This window comes from Qipengyuania sp. ASV99, from assembly GCF_047872805.1.
In the GTDB taxonomy this organism is placed as follows: domain Bacteria; phylum Pseudomonadota; class Alphaproteobacteria; order Sphingomonadales; family Sphingomonadaceae; genus Erythrobacter.
Genome location: NZ_JBLQUK010000004.1, coordinates 58,052 through 78,952 on the forward strand (window position 1 = coordinate 58,052; position 20,901 = coordinate 78,952).

Sequence of the window (20,901 nt, forward strand, 5' to 3'; positions counted from 1 at the left end):
CGGCTCGAGTCCAGTCAGAGCGTTTTGCCGAACACCCGCGCAAAGATCGTATCGACCTGGCGGAAGTGATATTCGAGGTCGAATTTCTCCTCCAATTCGGCATGCGATAGCGCAGCTGTGACCTCTTCGTCGGCTTTCAGCAGGTCGAGCAGCGACAGTGCGCCGGACGATTCCCACACTTTCATCGCATTGCGCTGCACCAGTCGATAGGCGTCTTCGCGGCTGACCCCGGCCTGTGTCAAAGCCAGCAGCACGCGCTGTGAATGGACAAGCCCGCCCATCGCATCGAGGTTCTTCTGCATCCGTTCGGGGTAGACCAGCAGCTTTTCAACCACGCCCGTCAGCCGCGCGAGCGAGAAATCGAGCGCAATTGCCGCATCTGGGCCGATGTAACGCTCCACCGAAGAGTGTGAGATGTCGCGTTCATGCCACAGCGCGACATTCTCAAGCGCGGGCATGGCATAGGCGCGGATCATGCGCGCCTGTCCGGTCAGGTTTTCGGTCAGCACCGGGTTGCGCTTGTGCGGCATGGCGCTGGAGCCTTTTTGCCCCGGAGAGAAATACTCCTCTGCCTCCAGCACTTCTGTGCGCTGCAAGTGGCGGATTTCCACCGCGAGCCGTTCAATGCTGCCCGCAATCACGGCGAGTGTGGCGAAATACATCGCATGCCGGTCGCGCGGGATCACCTGCGTGCTGATCGGTTCTGGCGTCAGGCCAAGCTGCTGGGCAACATAGGCTTCGACCGCCGGGTCGATATTGGCGAAGGTGCCGACCGCGCCCGACACCGCGCAAGTGGCGATTTCGGCACGCGCTGCGATTAGGCGCGTCTTGCATCGGTCAAATTCGGCGTAAGCTTGTGCCAGTTTCAGCCCAAACGTTACCGGTTCGGCATGGATACCGTGGCTGCGACCGATGGTGGGTGTGTATTTGTGTTCCTCTGCGCGCATCCGAATCGCCGTCAGCAGCGCGTCGAGATCGGCCAGCAGAATATCCGATGCCCGCGCCAACTGCACCGCCAGCGTGGTGTCGAGCACGTCGGACGAGGTCATGCCCTGATGCATAAAGCGTGCTTCATCGCCGACCTGCTCTGCGACCCATGTCAGGAAGGCGATCACGTCATGCTTGGTAACGGCCTCGATCGCGTCGATGGCTTCGACGTCGATTTTGGGATTGGTCGCCCACCAATCCCACAGCGCCTTGGCCGCGCTGGCGGGGACGACGCCCATTTCGCCGAGTTTTTGCGTGGCATGCGCTTCAATCTCGAACCAAATGCGGAATTTCGCTTCCGGTTCCCACAGTGCGGACATTTCGGGGCGGGCATAACGCGGGACCATGGGGTGCGATCTTTCCTGAACTGGGATGGGCGACAGGCGGTGCTTTGCCGCGCGGCTATTCCCGCTGCGCGCATTTTGCAAGCGCATGGGCGGCGCGCAATGCATGCGTGTCCCCGGTTGCGCCGTTCAAGCGCGCGCTTTGGTGTAACGCATTGGCAGCTTTCTACGTAAGAGGCGGCAGGAGGAACAATTCATGTCAAGCGCATCGCAGACGGGCGAGAGGGGCGCAGCTGCGCCCACTTCGCAGCCGGAGAAATTGCAGGAGGAGCTCTATTCGCCCTTTGTCCGAGTGACTTTGCGGCGCTGGGTGAAATGGTATCTGGATGGGGCGGAGACGTTCTGGCCGTTCACCGATGCGATCACGCGATTGTTTATCGCCCTATGGTTTCTGCGTTCTGGAATGGTCAAGGCTGCGGATTGGGATACCGCGCTGTTCCTCGCCGCAAATGAATATCCTGTCACCTGGATGGAGCCGTCGACTGCGGCGGTCACCGGTCTTGCGATTGAGCTGATCGGACCGTTGCTGCTGATTGCCGGATTCTTCACCCGGCCAGCGGCAATTGCGATGGCGGCGCTGATGCTGGTTTCACAGGCGGTCTATGTTCCCACCACGAGCAATCTGATCGTTGCTGCGCTGTTGATCTGGTATGCGGCCCATGGACCGGGTGCGTTGTCGCTGGACCGGGCGATGGCATCGGGATTCAAATCCAGCGCCCTGCCTTTGGCGCGCCCGATGATCGCCGCAGGCGATTGGCTGCGGATGCATGCTGCGCCGCTGGTCATGGCGCTTACCCGGCTGTGGCTGGGAGCGACCCTGATCGCCCATGCCGGATTGATCGAGCCGTCAGTGGCAGTGCAAACATGGCTGCCGGTGACGGTTTTTGAAGGATTTCCCGCATGGCTCGCAGTCCTGACCGCCCTATTTTTCATTTCAGGCTTTGCTGCGACATTCGTGTCCTATGCGCTGGCTATCCTGATCGCAGTGTTGATGATAACCGGAGCGCATCCCGATGTGACGCTGTTCCCTTTTCTGTTTCTGGCGCTTTATGAAGCGCGCGGGGCTGGGGCGCTATCGGCTGACCGTGCAATTCTTGCATGGCTGGAAAAAAACATCCTGTTCGACCGCGAATATTCCGAGGTTCCCGCACGCTGGCCGCATATTGTCGTAGTGGGCGCCGGATTTGGCGGATTGGCGGCGGTGGAGCGGTTCAAGCGGCTGCCCTTGCGGATAACCTTGATCGACAAACGCAATTATCACCTGTTTCAGCCGCTGCTTTATCAAATTGCCACCGCCACGCTTAACCCGGCCGACATCGCCACGCCGATCCGCAGCCTGTTCCGCGGCGATGGCAACGTGCGCGTGTTGAAAGGTGAAGTCAGCGCTATTGATGCAACGGCAAAATCGGTCACTTATGGCGATGGTCAGACCCTGATCTATGATCGCCTCGTGCTGGCGACCGGGGCCACGCACAGCTATTTCGGGCGCGATGAATGGGGGCCATTTGCGCCCGGTTTGAAATCGGTTGAAGACGGTGTCGCGGTGCGCGGTTCGATCCTCAACGCATTTGAGGAAGCAGAAGCTTCGGGCGATCCGCTGCGGGTCAAGAGGTTGCTGACGTTTGTCATAGTTGGCGGCGGACCGACCGGGGTTGAACTCGCCGGTGCGATTGCCGAACTGGCAAAGGTCAGCGTGGAGCGCGAGTTTCGAACCATCGATCCGGCCAGCGCGCGGGTTATTCTGGTGCAATCGGGCCCGCGCATCCTTCCCGCTTTTCCAGAGGCCCTATCGCACGCCGCAACCCTTGCGCTCGAAAAGCTCGGCGTTGAAGTCCGCACCGAAAGCCGCGTGACCGAAATCGCAAAAGCGCATGTGCGCATTGATGAGGGCGATCAGATCGAGACTGAGACGGTGCTGTGGGCAGCGGGAGTGGCGGCATCGCCCGCAGCGCGCTGGCTTGGCGCAAAGGCAGACCGCGCGGGCCGCGCGCTGGTCGATGACCGGATGCGCGTGCTGGGCCCCGACGGCGAACCGATCAAGCATGTCTATGCGATTGGCGACACCGCTGGCAGCAATGGCTGGAATGGCAGACCAGTGCCGGGGCTTGCCCCGGCTGCGAAACAGGCGGGCGCCTATGTCAGCCGCGTTGTTGAGGCTGAATTGCTGGGCAAACCATGCCCCGGCCCGTTTTCCTATTGCCATCAGGGAAGTCTGGCGACGATCGGGCGCAAATCGGCGGTCGCGGATTTTGGCTCGATCAAGATGTCGGGCGCGCTTGCGTGGTGGCTGTGGGGCCTGGTCCACGTCGGATTCCTGACCGGGACGCGCAACCGGGTTACTGTTGTGGTGAATTGGGCTTGGAATTTCTTTGCACAGCATTCCGGCGTCCGGCTGATCACCGGGCGATAGATTCAGATCAGCCCTTTGGCGCGCAGGCTGACATGGCCTTCGCGTCCGATGATGACATGGTCATGGACAGTCACGCCCAACAGCCGTCCGGCTTCGGCGATGCGCTGAGTTATCTGGATGTCGGCACGGCTGGGTTCAGGGCTGCCGCTGGGGTGATTGTGAACCAGAATGAGCGCCGATGCCCCCAGATCCATCGCCCGGCGGATGACTTCGCGCGGATGGATCGCCGCCTCGTCGATTGACCCTTCGGAGGCGTGGTGATCGTCGATCAAGCGGTTTCTGGTGTCGAGATACAGCACCCGCACCCGTTCAAAGGTCAGGTGCGCCATGTCGATCGACAGATAATCGATCAGCGCCTGCCAGCTTCCCAGAACCGGCTTTTCGCTGACTTCGCTGCGGGCCATGCGGCGCGCGGCAATCGCCACAATCTTGAGCGCGGCGGCGCTCGATTCGCCCATGCCCTTGACCAACTGCAACGCTGCTGGGTCGGCATTAAGCACACCTGCAAGCGACCCGAAGCGCGCGATTAATGTCTTTGCCAAGGGCTTGGTATCGCCCTGCTTGATCGCGGCGAATAAAAGGTATTCGAGCACTTCGTAATCGGCCAATGCCTCTGCGCCGCCTTTCAGCAGGCGTTGGCGCAATCTTTCGCGGTGTCCTTTGCCTGCCGCCTTGCTCGAATCCGAGGCAGGCGCAACCACGGGTGCGCCGTTGACGCCGAAATCAAAAATGTCTTCAGATTGTGGCAATCTGCGCCTCACCACTTTTGTGACCCCGATCTCATTGCCTTTGGCAGGCGATCTGCGCAAGTGAAGACGAGAATGACCCTGGCCGCATCTTCATCAGAATCGAGCACAGCGCCGTCTGCACCCGGTCGCCGTCTTTGGCGGCAAGGGCGGTTAGCGCAGATTGCAGCGGTCATTCTGGGCGTTCTTGCAATTGCGCTGGCCATTGTGTGGTTCAGTCGGGATCGGATTGCGGCCGACTTCATCGATCAGGCGCTGACTGAATCTGGCATCGCCGCAACTTATGAGATTGAAGAGATTGGCCCGCAGCGGCAGGTCCTGCGCAATCTGGTGATCGGCGATCCCGCTGCGCCAGACCTGACCGCAGAACGGATTATCGTCGATATTGCTTATAGCTTTGGCTCGGCAGGAATCGGCGAGGTGCAATTGGTGAAGCCGCGCCTGTTTGGTCGCTATCGGGAAGGGGTGTTCAGCCTCGGTGCGCTTGATCCATTGATCTTTAGCGAAAGCGATGAGCCCGCGGCGTTACCCGCTCTCAACCTCAGGATTATCGATGGCCGCGCGCGGTTTGACAGCGATTTTGGTGTGATCGGGGTGAAGCTTGATGGAGCAGGGCGGCTGGACGATGGCTTTGCCGGGAAACTTGCAGCGACCGCTCCGGGGCTTGATTCAGATGGCTGCAAAGTCCGGACTGCGACGTTGTACGGCGATCTTTCCTCTGCCGCTGGGGCGCTGAAATTCGAGGGGCCCGTCCGCCTGCGCGGCGCGGCCTGCGCAGGGGCAAGCGCGGCCCGCATGGATGCGCAGATTACCGCCAATTTGCTCAAGGATTTCGGAGCAGTGACCGGCGAGGCGCGGTTAGTGGTGGAGGACGCGGCCTACGCCGACGCAACGCTTGACCGTGTCGCGGGACAGTTGAGCGGCGCGTGGCGCTTTGCCGGGGATGAGGGCAATGCGGCGGGCGAGATCAGCGCGACGCACGCACTGATCGCGACCGGGCTGCGCACGCCCTATTTGCGGCTGGAAAGGCTTGCCGCCTATGGCAATCTGGCCAGCACCACGGGACTTTCTCGGACCGAATGGACCACCTCGCTCAGCGGGGAGGCCATCGAACTGGAGCGTGACTATTTCGCCGGATTGACTGATGCCCGCGTGGGGGCCGCGGGCACACTGATGGGGCCGTTGCTGGAAAAATTTGAGCGCGCCCTTGATCGAGCCTTTCGGGGTGGGCGGCTTTCGGGCGATATGTCGCTGCGGGTCAATGACCAATCGTTCAATATCAATATCCCCGAAGCGCGCTTGCGAGGCGCGAGTGGTGAAACCGTGCTGGCGCTATCCCGCCTCGGCTACACCAGCCGCGACGCGCGGCTGTCGGGCAATATCATGACCGGGGGCGAGGATATGCCTCGCATCGCTGGACGGATGGAGCAGATCGCGGGGGGCGATTTCGCTTTGCGGCTGACCATGGCGGAATATCGCGCCGGGCAAAATGCACTGGCAATCCCTCGGTTGCAGGTGCGGCAGGATATTCGCGGCCAGTATGCATTTGATGGGGTCATAGAGGCCGAAGGAGCTATCCCCGGCGGTGCATTTCGGGGCGCGGTGGTGCCGGTCATAGGAAACTGGGCGCAGTCAACCGGTCTCGCCATCGCTCCGCGTTGCACTGATGTGCGCTTTTCTGGCCTTTCCTATTACAACCTCACCGTGTCAGGCCGCGCAATCACGTTTTGCCCGGTCGATGGCCAGCCGATGATTTCATACCGCGATCAATTGCGAATCGCTGCGCAAACCGTCTCACTCTCACTTGGCGGAGAAATTGGCGGTTCGCCCGCGCAAATAGACGCTGCTCGTGCCGTGCTGCGCTATCCCGGAACGTTCGAGGTTGAAGCGCTGGACGCAGCAATTGGCGCGCAGGACAATGCTGTGCGATTGTCGGCACGAACACTCTTGGGCGAAATTGGCGAGGCTACGGGCGGCACTTTCGAGGGCGGAACGGCGGCGCTTGACGTGGTGCCGCTCGACCTGACTGACCTGTCAGGCGCATGGAGTTTTGCCGACAGCGTGCTGAACATCGGTGGGGGGGCCTTTACCCTGACCGAACGCACCGGAGAGGGGCTCGCACCAGAGGCACGGTTTGAACCGCTGCTGGCCGAAGGGGCAACGCTAAGTCTGCGGGACAATGTCATCGAAGCCTATGCTCCGCTGCGGGCCAGAGCAGGGGGGCAGATCATTACCGCCGCTACCATCCGGCACGGTCTGTCCGACGGGATTGGCCATGCGGATATCGAAGTGCCCGGAATTCGGTTCAACAAATCGTTTCAGCCCGATAATCTCAGTTACCTGACCTTTGGTGTTATCTCGCTCGCCGAAGGGACGGTGCAGGGCGAGGGCCGGATCGACTGGAACGCCGATGACATCAGAAGTTCGGGAAGGTTCCGCACCGATAATTTCGATTTCGCCGCCGCCTTTGGCCCGGTGCGCGGTGTGGCGGGTGAAATCCATTTCACCGATCTCATCAATCTCACCACCGCACCGTCGCAGGTCATTGATATTGCTTCGGTCAATCCCGGGGTAGAGGCGCTGGGCGGGCGCATCACCTATTCGATGACTAATGGCGAGATCATCAATGTTGATGGCGGGCGCTGGCCGTTCATGGGCGGCGAATTGATCCTGCGCCCCACTTCGATCGAATATGGCACAAGCGGCGGACAAAGCTATGTGTTTGAGCTCATCGCGCTCGATGCGGCGACCTTTGTTTCGCAGATGGAACTGACCAATCTGGCGGCGAGCGGCACGTTCGACGGGACCATCCCGATCTATTTCGACGCAGAGGGCAATGGCTCGATTCAGGGCGGTCTGCTGATCTCGCGTCCGCCTGGCGGCAATGTCGCCTATGTTGGCGAACTGACCTACGAGGACCTCGGCACAATGGGGAATTATGCGTTCCAGACACTGCGCTCGCTCGATTACCGTCAGATGAGCGTTGAGCTCAACGGCGATCTGGCAGGTGAGATTGTCACCAATTTCCAGATTGACGGCGTGCGGCAGGGAAGTGGAACGAGTCAGAATTTCATCACCCGCGAAATCGCCAAGCTGCCGATCCGGTTCAAGATTAATGTTCGGTCGGACAATTTCTATCTGCTGGCGACGATTGTGCGCGGGCTTTTCGATCCGACGGTGTTTGGCAATCCGGTGGATCAAGGATTGCTGGGGGTCGAGGGTGGACGATTCGTGCCGCGCAGGCCGTTTGCCGGTCCACGTCCCGATACCCCGGTACCGCCGACTGAAAAAACGCCAGAGCCCGTCGATGCCGACCGGCGTGATGAATTGTCCGTTCAACCTCCAGAAAGCGATGACCTGCCATGAAAGAGCCGAAATTGACCCCAACCGGCGCTGATGCCACATTCGCAAACCGATCTGGCAGAGGGGCAGGGATGAACAGGATTGCGGCGCGGGCCGGATTGATGATTGCAGCCATTGCGGCGCTGGGCGGATGTATCAATATCGCCGCACCCGATGAACCGATTGTCATTCAGCTCGACATCAATATCCGGGCCGAAGTTCTTTACCGGCTGGCAGAGGACGCCAGCAACACGATTGACGAGAATGCGGATATTTTCTGATCCCGCGCAGACACGCCCGATGCGGCAAAAGGCCCGATGCGGCAAAAGGAACGATTGAAATGACCACTCTTCGCCATTTCGGGCTTGCCAGCGCCGCCGCGCTTGCGGCCATTGTTGCTGTCACGGGATTTGTTGCCCCGGCACAGGCGCAGCGCGATCCAGCCTATGCCGCAGCACGCGCAAGCGGCGCGATTGGTGAAAAAACCGATGGCTATATCGGTATCGTGGGTACGGCGACGCCCGAATTGCAGCGATTGGTGAACGATATCAACAACCGCCGCCGCACCGTTTACACAGACAAGGCCAACGAAAATGAGGCGACGGTCGAACAATATGCAATCACCGCCGGGTGTCAGGCGATTGCCCGCACCGTGCCAGGCGAGAAGTATCAGGCCCCCGATGGATCGTGGAAAACGCGCACCGACGCCCCGCCTGAACGGATGACGATCTGCCCTTAAGGCGCTTGCGTTCAAAACCACTGCGCCGCAGCCATTGACTTGAGTTTTGCCCTCTTCTAGGGGGCAGTCGCCCTCGGCGGGCACCTTTATGCTGTGTGCCTGGCGTCTCCTAACAGGAACCAAGCATGCGCGACGAGAAGCCCGCCCGAGAACCAATCGCTGAGGATGCGCGGATCGACGCGCTCGAAGCGCGGCTGAAAGCCGCACGCGAGCGTGAAGAGAAGCGCAATCGTTCGTCAGTGCAGGGGACCGATGCGAATTATCGCAGCGGAAACCGAGTGCTGGCGGATTTGTTAGGCGGTATTCTTGGCGGCACGGTTATCGGCTGGGCGTTTGATGCGCTCGCGGGAACCTTGCCCTGGGGTCTGTTGGTCGGCCTGTTCGTTGGAATTGGCGTCGCCTTCAGAAACATTATTCTTGCGGCAAACTCTCGCCCTGAGGACCCACAATAGGGTTCGCACATTCGGGGCGCGTTTTTACAGGTACTAGGGATACAAGAGATCGTGGCAGCCGAAGAAGGCAAAGTCGATCCAATGGCGCAATTCCAGATCGAGCCGATGTTCGGCTCGGCTGACTGGGAAATCGCAGGGTTCGACATCGCATTCACCAATTCCGCATTGTGGATGGCAATCACGGTCGCCCTGTTGTGGGTGTTCGTTGCCGGCGGCATGAAACGCGAACTGGTGCCGGGTCGCTGGCAGATGGCGGTGGAGACCTTCACTGGGTTTATCGACGATATGCTGGAGGCAAACGTTGGCAAGGAAGGGCGCAAATATGTGCCCTATATCTTCAGCCTGTTTATGTTCATCCTGTTCGCCAACCTGCTGGGTTTGCTGCCGATCGGGGTGTTGGGCCTGCATCCATTTACCTTCACGAGCCATTTCACAGTGACCGGCGTGCTCGCAGCGATCAGTTTCAGCATCGTGCTGATCGTGGGTTTCTGGAAGCACGGGATCAAGTTTTTCGCGCTGTTTGTGCCGCACGGCACACCGCTGCCGATGATCCCCGCGATTTTCCTGATCGAGTTGTTTTCGTTCATGATCCGCCCGTTCAGCCTCGCCTTGCGGCTGTTTGTGGCGATGATGGCAGGGCACGTTCTGCTCAAGGTGCTGTCGAGCTTTGTCATTGACGGGCTTAATTTCGGTATCGGCACCAGCCTGATCGTGGCAATTCCCAGCTTTGCGCTGATGGTGGCGATCAGCGCGCTCGAAATTCTGGTCGCAGGCATTCAGGCCTACGTCTTTGCCCTGCTTGCATCGCTGTATATCAACGACGCTGAGCATCTTCACTGATTTTCACAATTTCCCTTTCCAACAGAATTGATTTTTAAGGAGTTTTTATAATGGAAGCAGAAGCAGCCAAGCTCGTCGGCGCAGGCCTTGCAGCAATCGGTGCCGGTATGGCCGCGATTGGCGTGGGCAACGTCTTTGGATCGTTCCTTGAAAGCGCGCTGCGCAATCCGGGCGCTGCCGATGGTCAACAGGGCCGTCTGTTCATCGGCTTTGCCGCAGCCGAACTTCTCGGTCTGCTGGCATTCGTCGTTGCAATGATCCTGATCTTCGTCGCTTAATACGCGTGTGAAGATGTGCGGGCCGGTCTGCACGGCAGATCGGCCCGGCACGTTCTGATTTGACGATTTTCCGGACCCTCAAAAGGCAACACTGACCATGCCTCAGATAGCCCAATTGGCCGAGACCTATTCCAGCCAGATATTCTGGCTGCTGGTGTTCTTTGGCATCACCTTCTTTCTTATCGGTCGGGGCATGGTGCCCAAAGTGATGAGCACGGTGGCGCTGCGGGACAAACAGATCGCAGACGATCTTGCCGCTGCACAAGGCGCGCGGGAAGCTGCGAATGAACAGGAAGACGCCTGGCGTGAGCGCGAGAATGAAAATCGCGCCGCTGCGCAGGGCTTAATCGCGGAAGCCAAGGCCAAGGCGGCTGCGGCATCGGAAAAGAAGCTGGCGGCTGCACAAAAGCGGCTCGATACCAAACTTGCCAAGGCTGAAGCCGAGATCGAGGAAGCGCGCAACAGTGCGATGACCGAAGTTGAGGATGTCGCTGCCGAAGCCGCGCAGGACATCGTCGCGCGGCTCGCTGGTGCGAAGGTCGACATCCGTTCCGCGCGCTCTGCGGTAAAGAAAGTGCTCGCCCATGGTTGATATCATCACCCTGACCGTCGCCGAAGGGCCGTCGGCCTTTGGCATTCAGGATTACGTCTGGGTGTCGCTGTCGATGCTCGTGTTGATCGGCGTGTTTGTCTGGAAAAAAGTTCCGGGCATGATCGTGGCCGGGCTCGACAGCAAGATTGCCGAGATCAAGCAGCAGCTCGACGAAGCCAAGGCCCTGCGCGCCGAAGCCGAAGCCTTGCGCGACGAATATGCCGCCAAGATTGCGGGCGCTGAAAAAGACGCCGAGGCGATGATGGAAAACGCCGGCCGCGAAGCCGAAGCGATCCTCACCAAGGCCGAGGCCGATAGCGAAGCGATGGTTGCGCGCCGCAAACGAATGGCCGAAGACAAGATCGCCGCGGCCGAACGTGAAGCGGTCGACGCGGTCCGCGCCAGTGCCGCCAACGCCGCCGCAGCTGCCTCGCGCAGCCTGATCGCCGAACGTCACGACAGTGCAGCTGACAAGGCGCTCGCCGATGAGGTCATCGCCTCGCTCTAGACGCCCGGTTCGAACACCACTTTGCCAATCAGCGCGCGGTCAGCCATCGCGCGAAATCCTTCGCGCCAGCGGGTAAGGGGCAGGATCCGGTCGATCACCGGCGTGATACGCCCAGCGGCTGCGAGATCTGCGATGGCGGTGTTTATGGCTACTCCGCGATCGGGGAAGCGGCGCGCATATTCCCCCGCACGCAGACCGACGATGGAAAATCCTTTGATCAACGGGATGTTGGTCGCAACATCGGCGATCCTTCCGCTGGTGAAGCCGACCACCACCAGCTTCCCGCCGAAGGCTACGCAGCGGGTTGATTCGTCGAAAACGTCACCGCCCACCGGATCGAACACAAGGTCACACAGCGCGCCGCCAGTGATTTCGGTCACTGCTTCCCTAAATCTTCCCTGTGCCAGAACGACGGCATCGGCTTTGGAGCATTGGGCTAACTTTGCGCGCTTGGCTTCGCTCCCGGTTGCTACGATCACCCGTGCACCCATTGCTTTGGCGAGGTCAGCGGCGGCCAGTCCCACACCTCCGCTTGCGCCGTGGACCAGCACCCACTGGTTCTGTTTCAAGGCGCAGAGCTCGACAAGCCCGGTGTAAGCGGTGGAATAGGCCGCGCCCATTGCGGCAGCTTGAGCGAAATCCTGCCCCTCGGGAATGTGTGACAATCCGCGCGCCGGGATGCTTGAATACTCTGCAAAGCCCCCGGTCTTGTTACCGCCCATAACCCGGTCGCCAGCCGCAAAGCCGGTGTCAGCATCAGCTTCGATGACTTCGCCTGCGCATTCCAGCCCGCTGATGAAGGGCAACAGGGGTTTGAATTGGTAGGTGCCGCGCGTCATCAGCAGGTCAGGATAGTTGAGCGACGCCGCGCGCACCCGGATCAGCACCTCGCCTGCGCCGCGCCTAGGTTGGGGCGCATCGACCAGCGCTACGCCGGACAGATCCTGCGACAGAGATTCGACTCGCAATGCCTGCATCGGGTGCTAGAAATTGTCCTTGGCCGCACGCAGCGCCGCAAATGTCTCGTGCGGGGCATTGCCGCCCCAACGTGCCTGCATTGCCGGATCGTCGGCGCGCAGGAAGGGGTTGGTCGCCAACTCGCGTTTCAGCACTGTCGGCACTGTCCATTCGCCCCGCGCCCGTTTGGCGTCGATCTCGGCGGCATAGTCCCTGAGCTCGGCATTGTCCGGATCAGCATGCAGCGCGAATTTCGCATTCGCCTGCGTATATTCATGCGCGCAATAGAGGACCGTGGCGGTGGAAAGGCGCTTGATCCGCTCAAGACTGCGCCAGAACTGCTCCGGTTCGCCTTCGAACATGCGCCCGCATCCCAATGCGAACACGCTGTCGCCGACGAAGGCTATGCCTTCTTCGACGACGTGATAGGCAATGTGACCGTTGGTGTGGCCCGAAACGTCGATGACGTCGGCGCGGTGTTCGCCCAAATTCACCGTGTCACCGTGGCTCACAATCCGGTCAATCGGAGAAAGCTTCTCGACCTCTTGGGGAGCCAGTACCCGCGCACCGGTGGCCGCGACAATCTCGACATTGCCGCCAGCGTGATCGGGGTGCCAATGGGTGTTCCAGATGTGGGTGATGGTCCATCCCTTTGCCGCCGCTTGACGCAGATATTCCTTGGCATCGGGTGTGTCGATTGCGGCAGTCTCTCCCGTCACTGAATTGTTCAGGAGAAATCCGTAATTGTCGGACAGGCAGGGAAATTGATGAACGGTAAGCATGGCGGGCATAGTAACCCGTTCGCCGCACGTAGGAAAGGCCCGCTCTCCGTTTTGGAGAGCGGGCCTTTCTGTTTTCACGTGATGTGAAGTGGGCTTTACTCGCCCTTCTTCAGTGCCGCACCCAGAATATCGCCCAGCGATGCGCCGCTGTCGGACGAACCAAACTGCTGCACGGCTTCCTTTTCCTCGGCGATCTGACGCGCCTTGATCGAGAAGTTGGGCTTTTTCGAACGGTCGAAACCGATGACCATCGCGTCGACATGGCTGCCGACCTGGAACCGGTCGGGGCGCTGTTCGTCGCGGTCGCGGCCAAGGTCGCTGCGCTTGATAAAGCCGGTTGCGCCATCGTCGCCAACCTGCACTTCGAGCCCGCCATCGCGCACTTCGAGGACCGTGACGGTAACCGTCTGGTTCTTGCGGAGCGATCCGGCTGCGGCGGCACCGGCTTCGGTCGGCGCGCCCTTTTCAAGCTGCTTCATGCCGAGGCTGATGCGTTCCTTTTCGACGTCGACATCGAGCACGACCGCTTTGACCATTTCACCCTTGCGGTGAAGCGCCAGAGCGTCTTCGCCCGAGATACCCCAGGCGATATCCGACATGTGGACCATACCGTCGACATCGCCGTCGAGCCCGATGAACAGGCCAAACTCGGTGGCGTTCTTGACTTCGCCCTCGACTTCCGCGCCGACCGGGAACTTCTCGGCGAATTCGTCCCATGGATTGCGCTGAGCCTGCTTGAGGCCAAGCGAAATGCGGCGCTTTTCGCTGTCGACTTCGAGCACGATGACTTCGACTTCTTCCGAAGTGCTGACGATCTTGCCCGGGTGGACGTTCTTTTTGGTCCAGCTCATTTCGGAAACATGGACGAGGCCTTCAATGCCTGCTTCCAGTTCGACGAAAGCACCATATTCAGTGATGTTGGTGACCTGACCCGACAGCTTCATGCCAACCGGATATTTGGCTGCGACGCCGTCCCACGGATCGCTTTCAAGCTGTTTCATGCCAAGGCTGATGCGCTGCGTATCGGAATTGATGCGCACGATCTGCACGGTCACAGTCTGGCCGATTTCGATGATCTCGCTGGGGTGGTTGACCCGCTTGTAGCTCATGTCGGTGACGTGCAGCAGGCCGTCGATGCCGCCCAGATCCACAAACGCACCGTAATCGGTGATGTTCTTGACAACGCCGTCGATAACCTGACCTTCGACCAGATCGTTGATCAGTTCGCTGCGCTGTTCGGCGCGGGTTTCTTCGAGCACGGCGCGGCGCGAGACGACGATATTGCCGCGGCGACGATCCATCTTGAGGATCTGAAACGGCTGCGGCACTTCCATCAGCGGCGTGACATCGCGCACGGGGCGGATATCGACCTGGCTGCCGGGCAGAAACGCCACTGCGCCATCGAGATCGACCGTAAAGCCGCCCTTGACCCGGCCAAAGATGCGGCCATCGACGCGCTTGCCTTCGCCAAATTCGCTTTCCAGCTTGTCCCAGGCGGCTTCGCGGCGGGCGCGGTCGCGGCTGAGCATGGCTTCGCCATCGGCGTTTTCGACGCGGTCGACATAGACTTCGACTTCGTCACCGACCGACAGGCCGTGATCGTCATCGCCGCGCGCAAATTCCTTGAGGCTGACGCGGCCTTCGCTTTTGAGGCCAACGTCGATGACGGCGCTGCCGCCCTCGATTGCGGTGATCGTGCCTTTGACGACGCGGCCTTCAAAGCCGCCATCGTCGGCGCCGCCGAGTTGTTCGTTGAGAAGCGCTTCGAAATCGTCGCGCGTGGGCATGGGAGAAGTTGCCATAGGTTAAGGCGTATCCTGTTTCATTGTGCTACCGGCCACCGGTTTTTCCGGGGTCTTAAACTGTCTCCCTCGCACCATTGCGCAGGCTGACAGGGCAAGAGGCCGAAGTCTCCGCACCGCCGAATGCAAGTGCGAAGGTCCCTTCAATCCAGCAGATTGCGAGAACGAGCGCGCGCCTAGGCCAAAGGCGGGCGGAATGCAAGCCATTTGGGGCTTCGATTCCCTACAGGATGGAACACATGGAACACAGTCCAGCAGCAGAAATTGCGGGCTGGGCACAAGCTTGGAAAGCGGCGGATTTGCGCGGAAAAGAGCATTGGGTGAAGCCATCGCCAGACCTTGCCATCGCCGCAGAATGTAGGAAAGCCTGCTATTCCCCCGCCAGCACGGCTTCGACCGCTTCCAATACCGTTTCAAACGCCTGATCGGCATCAAAGCTGGTGGTGTCGATAATCAACGCATCCGGCGCGGCTTTCAGCGGTGCGTCCTTGCGGCTGATGTCGCGGGCATCGCGGCCCACGATGTCGCGTTCGATTTCGATCAACGGGATTTCCTCCTCATGATCGATCCGTTTGGCGACCATTTCCAGCCAGCGCCGCCGCGCGCGTTCAGTCACGCTGGCGGTGATGAACAGCTTTACGTCGGCGTCGGGCGCGATGACGGTGCCGATATCGCGCCCGTCGAGCACCGCGCCGCCGGGCTGGGTGGCAAAGGCGCGCTGGCGTTCAAACAAGGCCTTACGCACTTCGGGATGGACCGAGACCCGGCTTGCCAGCCCTCCGACTTCTTCGCTGCGCAGGATAACGTCCTGCATCAATTGATCGGGAAAGGCGCAGGCGCTGAACGCATCGGCGGGATTATCAGGATCGCCATCGTTGATCGCCACCTGCCGCCCGACCGCGCGATAGAGCAGTCCGGTATCAAGATGCGGAACACCAAAATGCGCGGCTAGCCGCCGTGCAATGGTGCCCTTTCCGCTAGCGGTGGGACCGTCGACCGCGATGATCATGGCACCGCCTTTCGCATCCGCATCGCCTTCACCAGCCCGAACACCGCAATCGCCGCCCAGAACCCTTCGAGCACAAGGCTGGGCCAGTTGGTGTGGACCAGCAGGCTGACCGTCAGCAAGGCCGCACCGAGCAGATTGGTGCCGTGCAGGAAATAGGGGTTCGGTTTGTCGACATAGGTCAGATAGGCATAGGCCCCGATGATGCAGACGGTTCCGGCAAAGCCTACCATGCTCGCCCAATCAAACGGTGCGGTCATGTCCGATCACCCCAATTCATCCCGTCACCCTGAACTTGTTTCAGGGTCCATTTTCCGGCTTGCGCAGCGCCTGAACGATCAATGGATGCAGAAACAAGTTCAGCATGACAAAGGAGGAAAGCCATTATCGCGCCGCCTCGTTCAGCAGGCCCATGAAGGTGGGAAAGCTGGTGTTGATCGGGCTGGTATCGTCAACGCCCACCCCGTCGCGGCTGACGAGGCCAGCGACCGCCATGCTCATCGCTATGCGGTGATCGAGCCGGGTGACGACGCTTGCGCCCGCAGCTGTGCCGGGGAACGGATCGCCGCCGGAGCCGTGGATGGTCAGCCCGTTTTCATGCTCTTCGACGCGCGCGCCTGCCAGCGTCAGCGCCGCCGCCATGGCTGCCAGCCGGTCGCTTTCCTTGACCCGCAATTCCTCTAGCCCCGTGGTCCGCGTAACGCCCTGCGCCATTGCGGCCGCGACAAACAGCACGGGAAATTCATCGACCATGCTGGGGACGATGGCGGGATCGACGTCAACACCGCTCAGCGCCGAATGCCGCACGCGCAAATCGGCCACCGGCTCGCCGCCGACTTCGCGGGGGTCAAGTTCCTCGATAGAGCCGCCCATTTGCCGCAGCACGGTGACGATCCCGGCGCGGGTCGGGTTGAGGCCGACGTTCTCGATCACCAGATCGCTGCCCGGCACCAGCAATGCAGCCACGATGAAAAACGCAGCGGAAGATGGATCGCCCGGCACGATCACGTCCAGCGGACGCAAATCGGCCTCTCCGTGGATGGCGATGATCCGTTCGCCTTTTTCCTCACCCACTTCCAGCGCCGCGCCAAAGCCGCGCAGCATCCTCTCAGTGTGGTCGCGCGTCGGCACCGGCTCGATCACGCGGGTGATTCCGGGGGTATTGAGCCCCGCCAGCAGCACCGCGCTTTTGACCTGCGCGCTGGCCACCGGCAGGCGATAGGTGATCGGCACCGCTGGCGATGCGCCGCGGAGCATACAGGGCAGCGTGCCGCCTGACGAAGCCTCGAACGAGGCACCCATCTGGCTCAGCGGTTCGATCACCCGGTTCATCGGGCGGCCCGACAGGCTGGCATCGCCGGTAAAGGTCGCGGTAATGTCGTGGCTGGCCAGCAGACCCATCATCAACCGGGTCGAAGTGCCCGAATTGCCCATGTCGAGCGCGCCTGCAGGTTCCAGCAGGCTGCCGACCCCAACGCCGTGCACGGTCCATGTGCTGTCCGCGCCGCGTTCGATCTGCGCACCGAGTTGCCGCATGGCGGCGGCGGTGGCGAGCACGTCCTCGCCTTCGAGCAGGCCGGTGATCCGGCTTTCGCCAATTGCAAGCCCTGCAAACATAAGCGCGCGGTGGCTGATCGACTTGTCGCCCGGAACGCGCAGGCGGCCGGTCAGCGGGGGTGAAGCGGTGAAAGTATGACGTGGCATTTCAGGCGCGGTCTTTGACAGCGCCTTACCCTTCTGGCAAGGCGCGCCAGCTTTGGGCTGGGGCTCTTGATTCCCGCTCTTGAATGTGATCGAGCCCGATCCCACTACACAGCGTTGCAACACTCTCCGCGATGCGGAGTGACGAAGGATTTACACGAATGGCGAAGCCAGAATGGGGCACCAAGCGTTCCTGCCCCAAATGCGGGACGCGCTTCTACGATCTTGGCAAGGATAATCCCGTGGCCTGCATCGAATGCGGCGAGGAATGGGAACCGGAACCCGTGCTGAAGTCCAAGCAGCCGATCCCGTATGAAGCCGATGAAAAGAAGAAGGATATCGATCCCGACAGCGATCTTGGCGGCGACGATGACGATGATCTGAAGGACATCGAAAATATCGACGATGATGACGATTCGCCCGATAACGACGTCGATCTTGGCGGCGACGATGACCTTGGCGTGGCCAAGGGCAAGGGCGATGACGACGGGAATGACGATAGCTGATCTGACAGCCAAATAGCACTTGCCTTTCGTGGGGGCGGGCCTTAATGCGCCCGCTCTTGCGAAAGCAGGTATCGGCCTTATCTTCGGTAAGGCCACACATCGATGCACCAAAGTATTTTGGGGGGCCTTAGCTCAGCTGGGAGAGCGCAACACTGGCAGTGTTGAGGTCAGCGGTTCGATCCCGCTAGGCTCCACCATCGAAACAGTTTCAGTCGGGTGATTTTCCGGATCATCCGCAACGCTGGCCAACGAGGTTTCGTTCGCCGGCGTTTTTCGCGTTTGTCTCTGGTTGGCGATGCAGTCCCAGCTGCCGCTGCCAAGAGAGGAGTTGAAGACGATGTTTGACAATCTGTCTGACCGCCTTGGCGGCGTCTTTGACAAGCTCAAAGGCCGCGGTGCGTTAAGGGAACAAGACGTGCGCGACGCCATGCGCGAAGTGCGCGTCGCCTTGCTAGAAGCCGACGTCGCGCTGCCGGTTGCGCGCCGGTTTATCGACGCGGTGACGGAAAAGGCCGTGGGCGCATCGGTGCTGCGCTCGGTCACACCGGGCCAGCAAGTGGTCAAGATCGTCCATGACGAACTGGTCGCCATGCTTTCGGGTGACGTGGGCGATGCGGGCGATGCGGGCGACACGGGCGCGGTGGGCCTGACGCTGGATGCCAAACCGCCGGTGGTCATCATGATGGTCGGTCTGCAAGGTTCGGGCAAGACGACCACGACCGCCAAGCTGGGCAAGCTGATCCGCGAAAAGCACGGCAAAAAGGCCATGATGGCCTCGCTCGACGTCAATCGCCCGGCGGCGCAGGAACAGCTCAAAGTGTTGGGCGAACAGGCCGATGTGGCGACCCTGCCGATCGTTGCTGGGCAGCAACCGGTCGATATTGCGCGGCGCGCGATGGAAGCGGCGCGGCTCCAGAATTTCGATGTGCTGTTGCTTGATACGGCGGGCCGCCTGCATGTCGATGCCGCGCTGATGGCCGAAATGAAGGCGGTTTCCAGCGTCTCTGCCCCGACCGAAGTGTTGCTGGTGGTCGATTCGCTCACCGGTCAGGACGCGGTGAACGTGGCGCAGAGCTTCTCTGGCGAGGTTCCGCTGACCGGGGTTGTGCTGACGCGGATGGACGGCGATGCGCGCGGCGGCGCGGCGCTGTCGATGCGCGCGGTGACGGGCAAGCCGATCAAATTTGCTGGGACCGGCGAGAAACTCGACGCGATCGAGCCGTTTCGTCCCGGCTCTGTCGCTGACCGCATCCTGGGCATGGGCGATGTCGTCAGCCTGGTCGAACGCGCAGCCGCAACGATCAAGGAAGACGAAGCGGCCAAGCTCGCCGAGAATTTCGAGAAGGGCAAATTCGACCTCAACGACCTGCGAATGCAACTGCGGCAGATGCAGAACATGGGCGGGCTGGGCATGCTTGCCGGCATGATGCCCGGCATGAAGAAAGCAAAGGCGGCGATGGCTGCCTCCAATATGGACGACAAGGTGCTGATCCATATGGATGCGATCATTGGGTCGATGACCGCGAAAGAACGTGCGCGGCCCGAACTGATGAACGCCAAACGCAAGAAGCGGGTTGCAGCGGGCAGCGGCACCGACGTGCAATCGGTCAACAAGCTTCTGAAAATGCATCAGGAAATGGGCCGCGCGATGAAGCAGCTCAGAAAGATGGGCGGGCTGAAAAGTCTGGCCGCGATGTTTGGCGGCGGCGGCATGGGCGGACCGGGCGGCATGGGCAGCTTGGGCGGACCCGGAGCGATGGGCGGGCTTCCCGGACTCCCCGGCCCCAGAGGCAAGAAATAATTTCAATATTAAAATTCAGACAGTTAAACTTGAAAGGTAATACACAATGTCAGTAGCAATCCGGCTTTCGCGCGGCGGTGCCAAGAAGCGCCCCTATTATCGTATCGTCGTTTCCGATGCCCGCGCCCCGCGCGACGGCAAGTATCTTGAGCAGATCGGCACCTACAACCCGCTGCTCGCCAAGGACAACGAGGGCCGCGTCAAGCTGAACGAGGACCGCGCCCGTTATTGGCTGGGCGTTGGTGCCAAGCCATCCGACCGGGTCGCGCGTTTCTTTGACGCTGCCGGAATTCTCGAACGCGCCGCGCGCAGCAACCCGAACAAGGGCAAGCCCGGCGAAAAGGCGACCGAACGCGCCGAGGAAAAGGCTGAAAAGCTGAAGGAAGCCGAAGAAGCCGCAAAGGCTGCCGAGGAAGAAGCCAAGGCCGCAGCGGCGGCTCCGGCTGAAGAAGCGCCCGCAGACGAAGCACCGGCCGAAGAAGCCGCCGCTGACGAAGCGACCGCAGACGAAGCTCCGGCCGCAGAGGCTCCGGCAGATGCCGCTGGCGAAGAAAAGGCCGAGGGCTAAGCCGCTCCCGCGCATGACCGGACGGGCCGCATGGTGAGCACGAAGGAACCCATCACGATTGCCGCCATTACCGGCGCGCATGGCGTGGCGGGGGAAGTGCGCCTGAAATTGCTGGGGGAGGGCCTCGATGCCCTCCGCCAGCACCGCGCGTTCAACGACGGCACCCTGACGCTCAGGAAAATTCGCTCCGACAACAAAGGGGGCGCGATCGCCAGCTTTGCCGAGGTGCAGGGCCGGGCGGCGGCGGAAAAGCTGCGCGGCACCGCGATCACCGTTGCCCGCGATGAACTGCCGCCTCTGGCTGAGGGCGAATATTATCACCGCGACCTGATCGGTCTGGCGGTCGTCACCGACACCGGAGCGGCGATTGGCCGGATCATCGCGGTCGAGAATTTCGGCGCCAGCGATGTGCTTGAAATCGAACGCGATCCTGCCCCGGATAAGGGGATGAAGACGTTCATGGTCCCGATGACCGCGGCGGCGGTGATTGAATGGGATGAAACACGGCTTGTGATTTCGCAGGATTTCGCCGACGAATAG

Annotated in this window: 21 protein-coding genes and 1 tRNA gene; 14 read left to right on the forward strand and 8 right to left on the reverse strand. The window is 60.9% G+C overall.

The genetic code is table 11. The features are described 5' to 3' along the window. Positions 1 to 14: 14 nt before the first annotated feature. Entirely contained in the window at positions 15 to 1,334 is a 1,320-nt protein-coding gene (purB, locus tag ACM64M_RS06795) for an adenylosuccinate lyase (protein WP_416227919.1), read from the reverse strand. A gap of 193 nt (positions 1,335 to 1,527) precedes the next feature. Here purB and ACM64M_RS06800 point away from each other — a divergent pair, with 193 nt between their 5' ends. Beyond that, the gene (locus tag ACM64M_RS06800) at positions 1,528 to 3,741 is read left to right on the forward strand and encodes an FAD-dependent oxidoreductase (RefSeq protein WP_416227920.1); all 2,214 of its coding nucleotides are present in this window, start codon (positions 1,528 to 1,530) and stop codon (positions 3,739 to 3,741) included. A 2-nt stretch (positions 3,742 to 3,743) separates the two neighbouring features. Here ACM64M_RS06800 and radC read toward each other — a convergent pair whose 3' ends face one another. Beyond that, positions 3,744 to 4,442 (reverse strand): RadC family protein, encoded by a 699-nt coding sequence (radC, locus tag ACM64M_RS06805; RefSeq protein WP_416228060.1) that lies wholly within the window; start codon positions 4,440 to 4,442, stop codon positions 3,744 to 3,746. Positions 4,443 to 4,562: 120 nt separating this feature from the next. On the opposite strand from radC, the gene ACM64M_RS06810 reads away from it, so the two are divergent. The 8 genes from ACM64M_RS06810 to ACM64M_RS06845 all read left to right on the forward strand — a co-directional run bounded on the left by ACM64M_RS06810 (position 4,563) and on the right by ACM64M_RS06845 (position 11,238). Continuing rightward, positions 4,563 to 7,853 carry an intermembrane phospholipid transport protein YdbH family protein gene (locus tag ACM64M_RS06810; RefSeq protein WP_416227921.1) on the forward strand — a complete coding sequence of 1,097 codons (3,291 nt, stop codon included), beginning with the start codon at positions 4,563 to 4,565 and terminating at the stop codon, positions 7,851 to 7,853. 68 nt (positions 7,854 to 7,921) lie between these two features. Next, positions 7,922 to 8,110, forward strand: a complete 189-nt coding sequence (locus ACM64M_RS06815; RefSeq protein ID WP_416227922.1) for a YnbE family lipoprotein — start codon at positions 7,922 to 7,924, stop codon at positions 8,108 to 8,110. 59 nt (positions 8,111 to 8,169) lie between these two features. Beyond that, positions 8,170 to 8,568: a YdbL family protein gene (locus ACM64M_RS06820; RefSeq protein WP_416227923.1), complete on the forward strand. Its 399-nt coding sequence runs from the start codon at positions 8,170 to 8,172 to the stop codon at positions 8,566 to 8,568. A gap of 125 nt (positions 8,569 to 8,693) precedes the next feature. Beyond that, the gene (locus ACM64M_RS06825) at positions 8,694 to 9,020 is read left to right on the forward strand and encodes an AtpZ/AtpI family protein (protein WP_416227924.1); all 327 of its coding nucleotides are present in this window, start codon (positions 8,694 to 8,696) and stop codon (positions 9,018 to 9,020) included. A gap of 81 nt (positions 9,021 to 9,101) precedes the next feature. Next, positions 9,102 to 9,860, forward strand: a complete 759-nt coding sequence (locus ACM64M_RS06830) for a F0F1 ATP synthase subunit A (RefSeq protein ID WP_416228061.1) — start codon at positions 9,102 to 9,104, stop codon at positions 9,858 to 9,860. A gap of 50 nt (positions 9,861 to 9,910) precedes the next feature. After that, entirely contained in the window at positions 9,911 to 10,138 is a 228-nt protein-coding gene (locus tag ACM64M_RS06835; RefSeq protein ID WP_027442220.1) for a F0F1 ATP synthase subunit C, read from the forward strand. A gap of 97 nt (positions 10,139 to 10,235) precedes the next feature. Continuing rightward, the gene (locus ACM64M_RS06840) at positions 10,236 to 10,730 is read left to right on the forward strand and encodes an ATPase (RefSeq protein ID WP_416227925.1); all 495 of its coding nucleotides are present in this window, start codon (positions 10,236 to 10,238) and stop codon (positions 10,728 to 10,730) included. Then, positions 10,723 to 11,238 carry a hypothetical protein gene (locus ACM64M_RS06845; protein ID WP_416227926.1) on the forward strand — a complete coding sequence of 172 codons (516 nt, stop codon included), beginning with the start codon at positions 10,723 to 10,725 and terminating at the stop codon, positions 11,236 to 11,238. The genes ACM64M_RS06840 and ACM64M_RS06845 overlap by 8 nt, the downstream gene beginning before the upstream one ends. Here ACM64M_RS06845 and ACM64M_RS06850 read toward each other — a convergent pair. The 6 genes from ACM64M_RS06850 to aroA all read right to left on the reverse strand — a co-directional run bounded on the left by ACM64M_RS06850 (position 11,235) and on the right by aroA (position 17,489). Further along, positions 11,235 to 12,215, reverse strand: a complete 981-nt coding sequence (locus ACM64M_RS06850; protein ID WP_416227927.1) for an NADPH:quinone oxidoreductase family protein — start codon at positions 12,213 to 12,215, stop codon at positions 11,235 to 11,237. The two genes, ACM64M_RS06845 and ACM64M_RS06850, sit on opposite strands and share 4 nt — an antisense overlap. A 6-nt stretch (positions 12,216 to 12,221) precedes the next feature. After that, a complete protein-coding gene (gene gloB, locus ACM64M_RS06855) occupies positions 12,222 to 12,977 on the reverse strand; it encodes a hydroxyacylglutathione hydrolase (protein ID WP_416227928.1) in 756 nt (251 codons plus the stop codon). Between the two features lie 95 nt (positions 12,978 to 13,072). After that, positions 13,073 to 14,779, reverse strand: a complete 1,707-nt coding sequence (gene rpsA / locus ACM64M_RS06860) for a 30S ribosomal protein S1 (protein ID WP_416227929.1) — start codon at positions 14,777 to 14,779, stop codon at positions 13,073 to 13,075. Between the two features lie 370 nt (positions 14,780 to 15,149). Beyond that, the gene (gene cmk / locus ACM64M_RS06865; RefSeq protein WP_416227930.1) at positions 15,150 to 15,788 is read right to left on the reverse strand and encodes a (d)CMP kinase; all 639 of its coding nucleotides are present in this window, start codon (positions 15,786 to 15,788) and stop codon (positions 15,150 to 15,152) included. Then, complete coding sequence (locus tag ACM64M_RS06870) at positions 15,785 to 16,045, reverse strand: CBU_0592 family membrane protein (protein ID WP_416227931.1); 261 nt, start codon at positions 16,043 to 16,045, stop codon at positions 15,785 to 15,787. The genes cmk and ACM64M_RS06870 overlap by 4 nt, the downstream gene beginning before the upstream one ends. A 124-nt stretch (positions 16,046 to 16,169) precedes the next feature. Next, on the reverse strand, positions 16,170 to 17,489 hold the full coding sequence (gene aroA, locus ACM64M_RS06875) for a 3-phosphoshikimate 1-carboxyvinyltransferase (RefSeq protein WP_416227932.1): 1,320 nt from the start codon (positions 17,487 to 17,489) through the stop codon (positions 16,170 to 16,172). 158 nt (positions 17,490 to 17,647) lie between these two features. On the opposite strand from aroA, the gene ACM64M_RS06880 reads away from it, so the two are divergent. The 5 genes from ACM64M_RS06880 (at position 17,648) to rimM (ending at position 20,901) form a co-directional block, all read left to right on the forward strand. Continuing rightward, entirely contained in the window at positions 17,648 to 17,992 is a 345-nt protein-coding gene (locus tag ACM64M_RS06880; protein ID WP_416227933.1) for a TIGR02300 family protein, read from the forward strand. Between the two features lie 121 nt (positions 17,993 to 18,113). Then, positions 18,114 to 18,189: transfer RNA gene (locus tag ACM64M_RS06885), tRNA-Ala, on the forward strand. Between the two features lie 140 nt (positions 18,190 to 18,329). Beyond that, complete coding sequence (gene ffh, locus ACM64M_RS06890; protein WP_416227934.1) at positions 18,330 to 19,793, forward strand: signal recognition particle protein; 1,464 nt, start codon at positions 18,330 to 18,332, stop codon at positions 19,791 to 19,793. Positions 19,794 to 19,839: 46 nt separating this feature from the next. Further along, on the forward strand, positions 19,840 to 20,361 hold the full coding sequence (rpsP, locus tag ACM64M_RS06895) for a 30S ribosomal protein S16 (RefSeq protein WP_416227935.1): 522 nt from the start codon (positions 19,840 to 19,842) through the stop codon (positions 20,359 to 20,361). 30 nt (positions 20,362 to 20,391) lie between these two features. Beyond that, entirely contained in the window at positions 20,392 to 20,901 is a 510-nt protein-coding gene (gene rimM, locus ACM64M_RS06900; RefSeq protein WP_416227936.1) for a ribosome maturation factor RimM, read from the forward strand.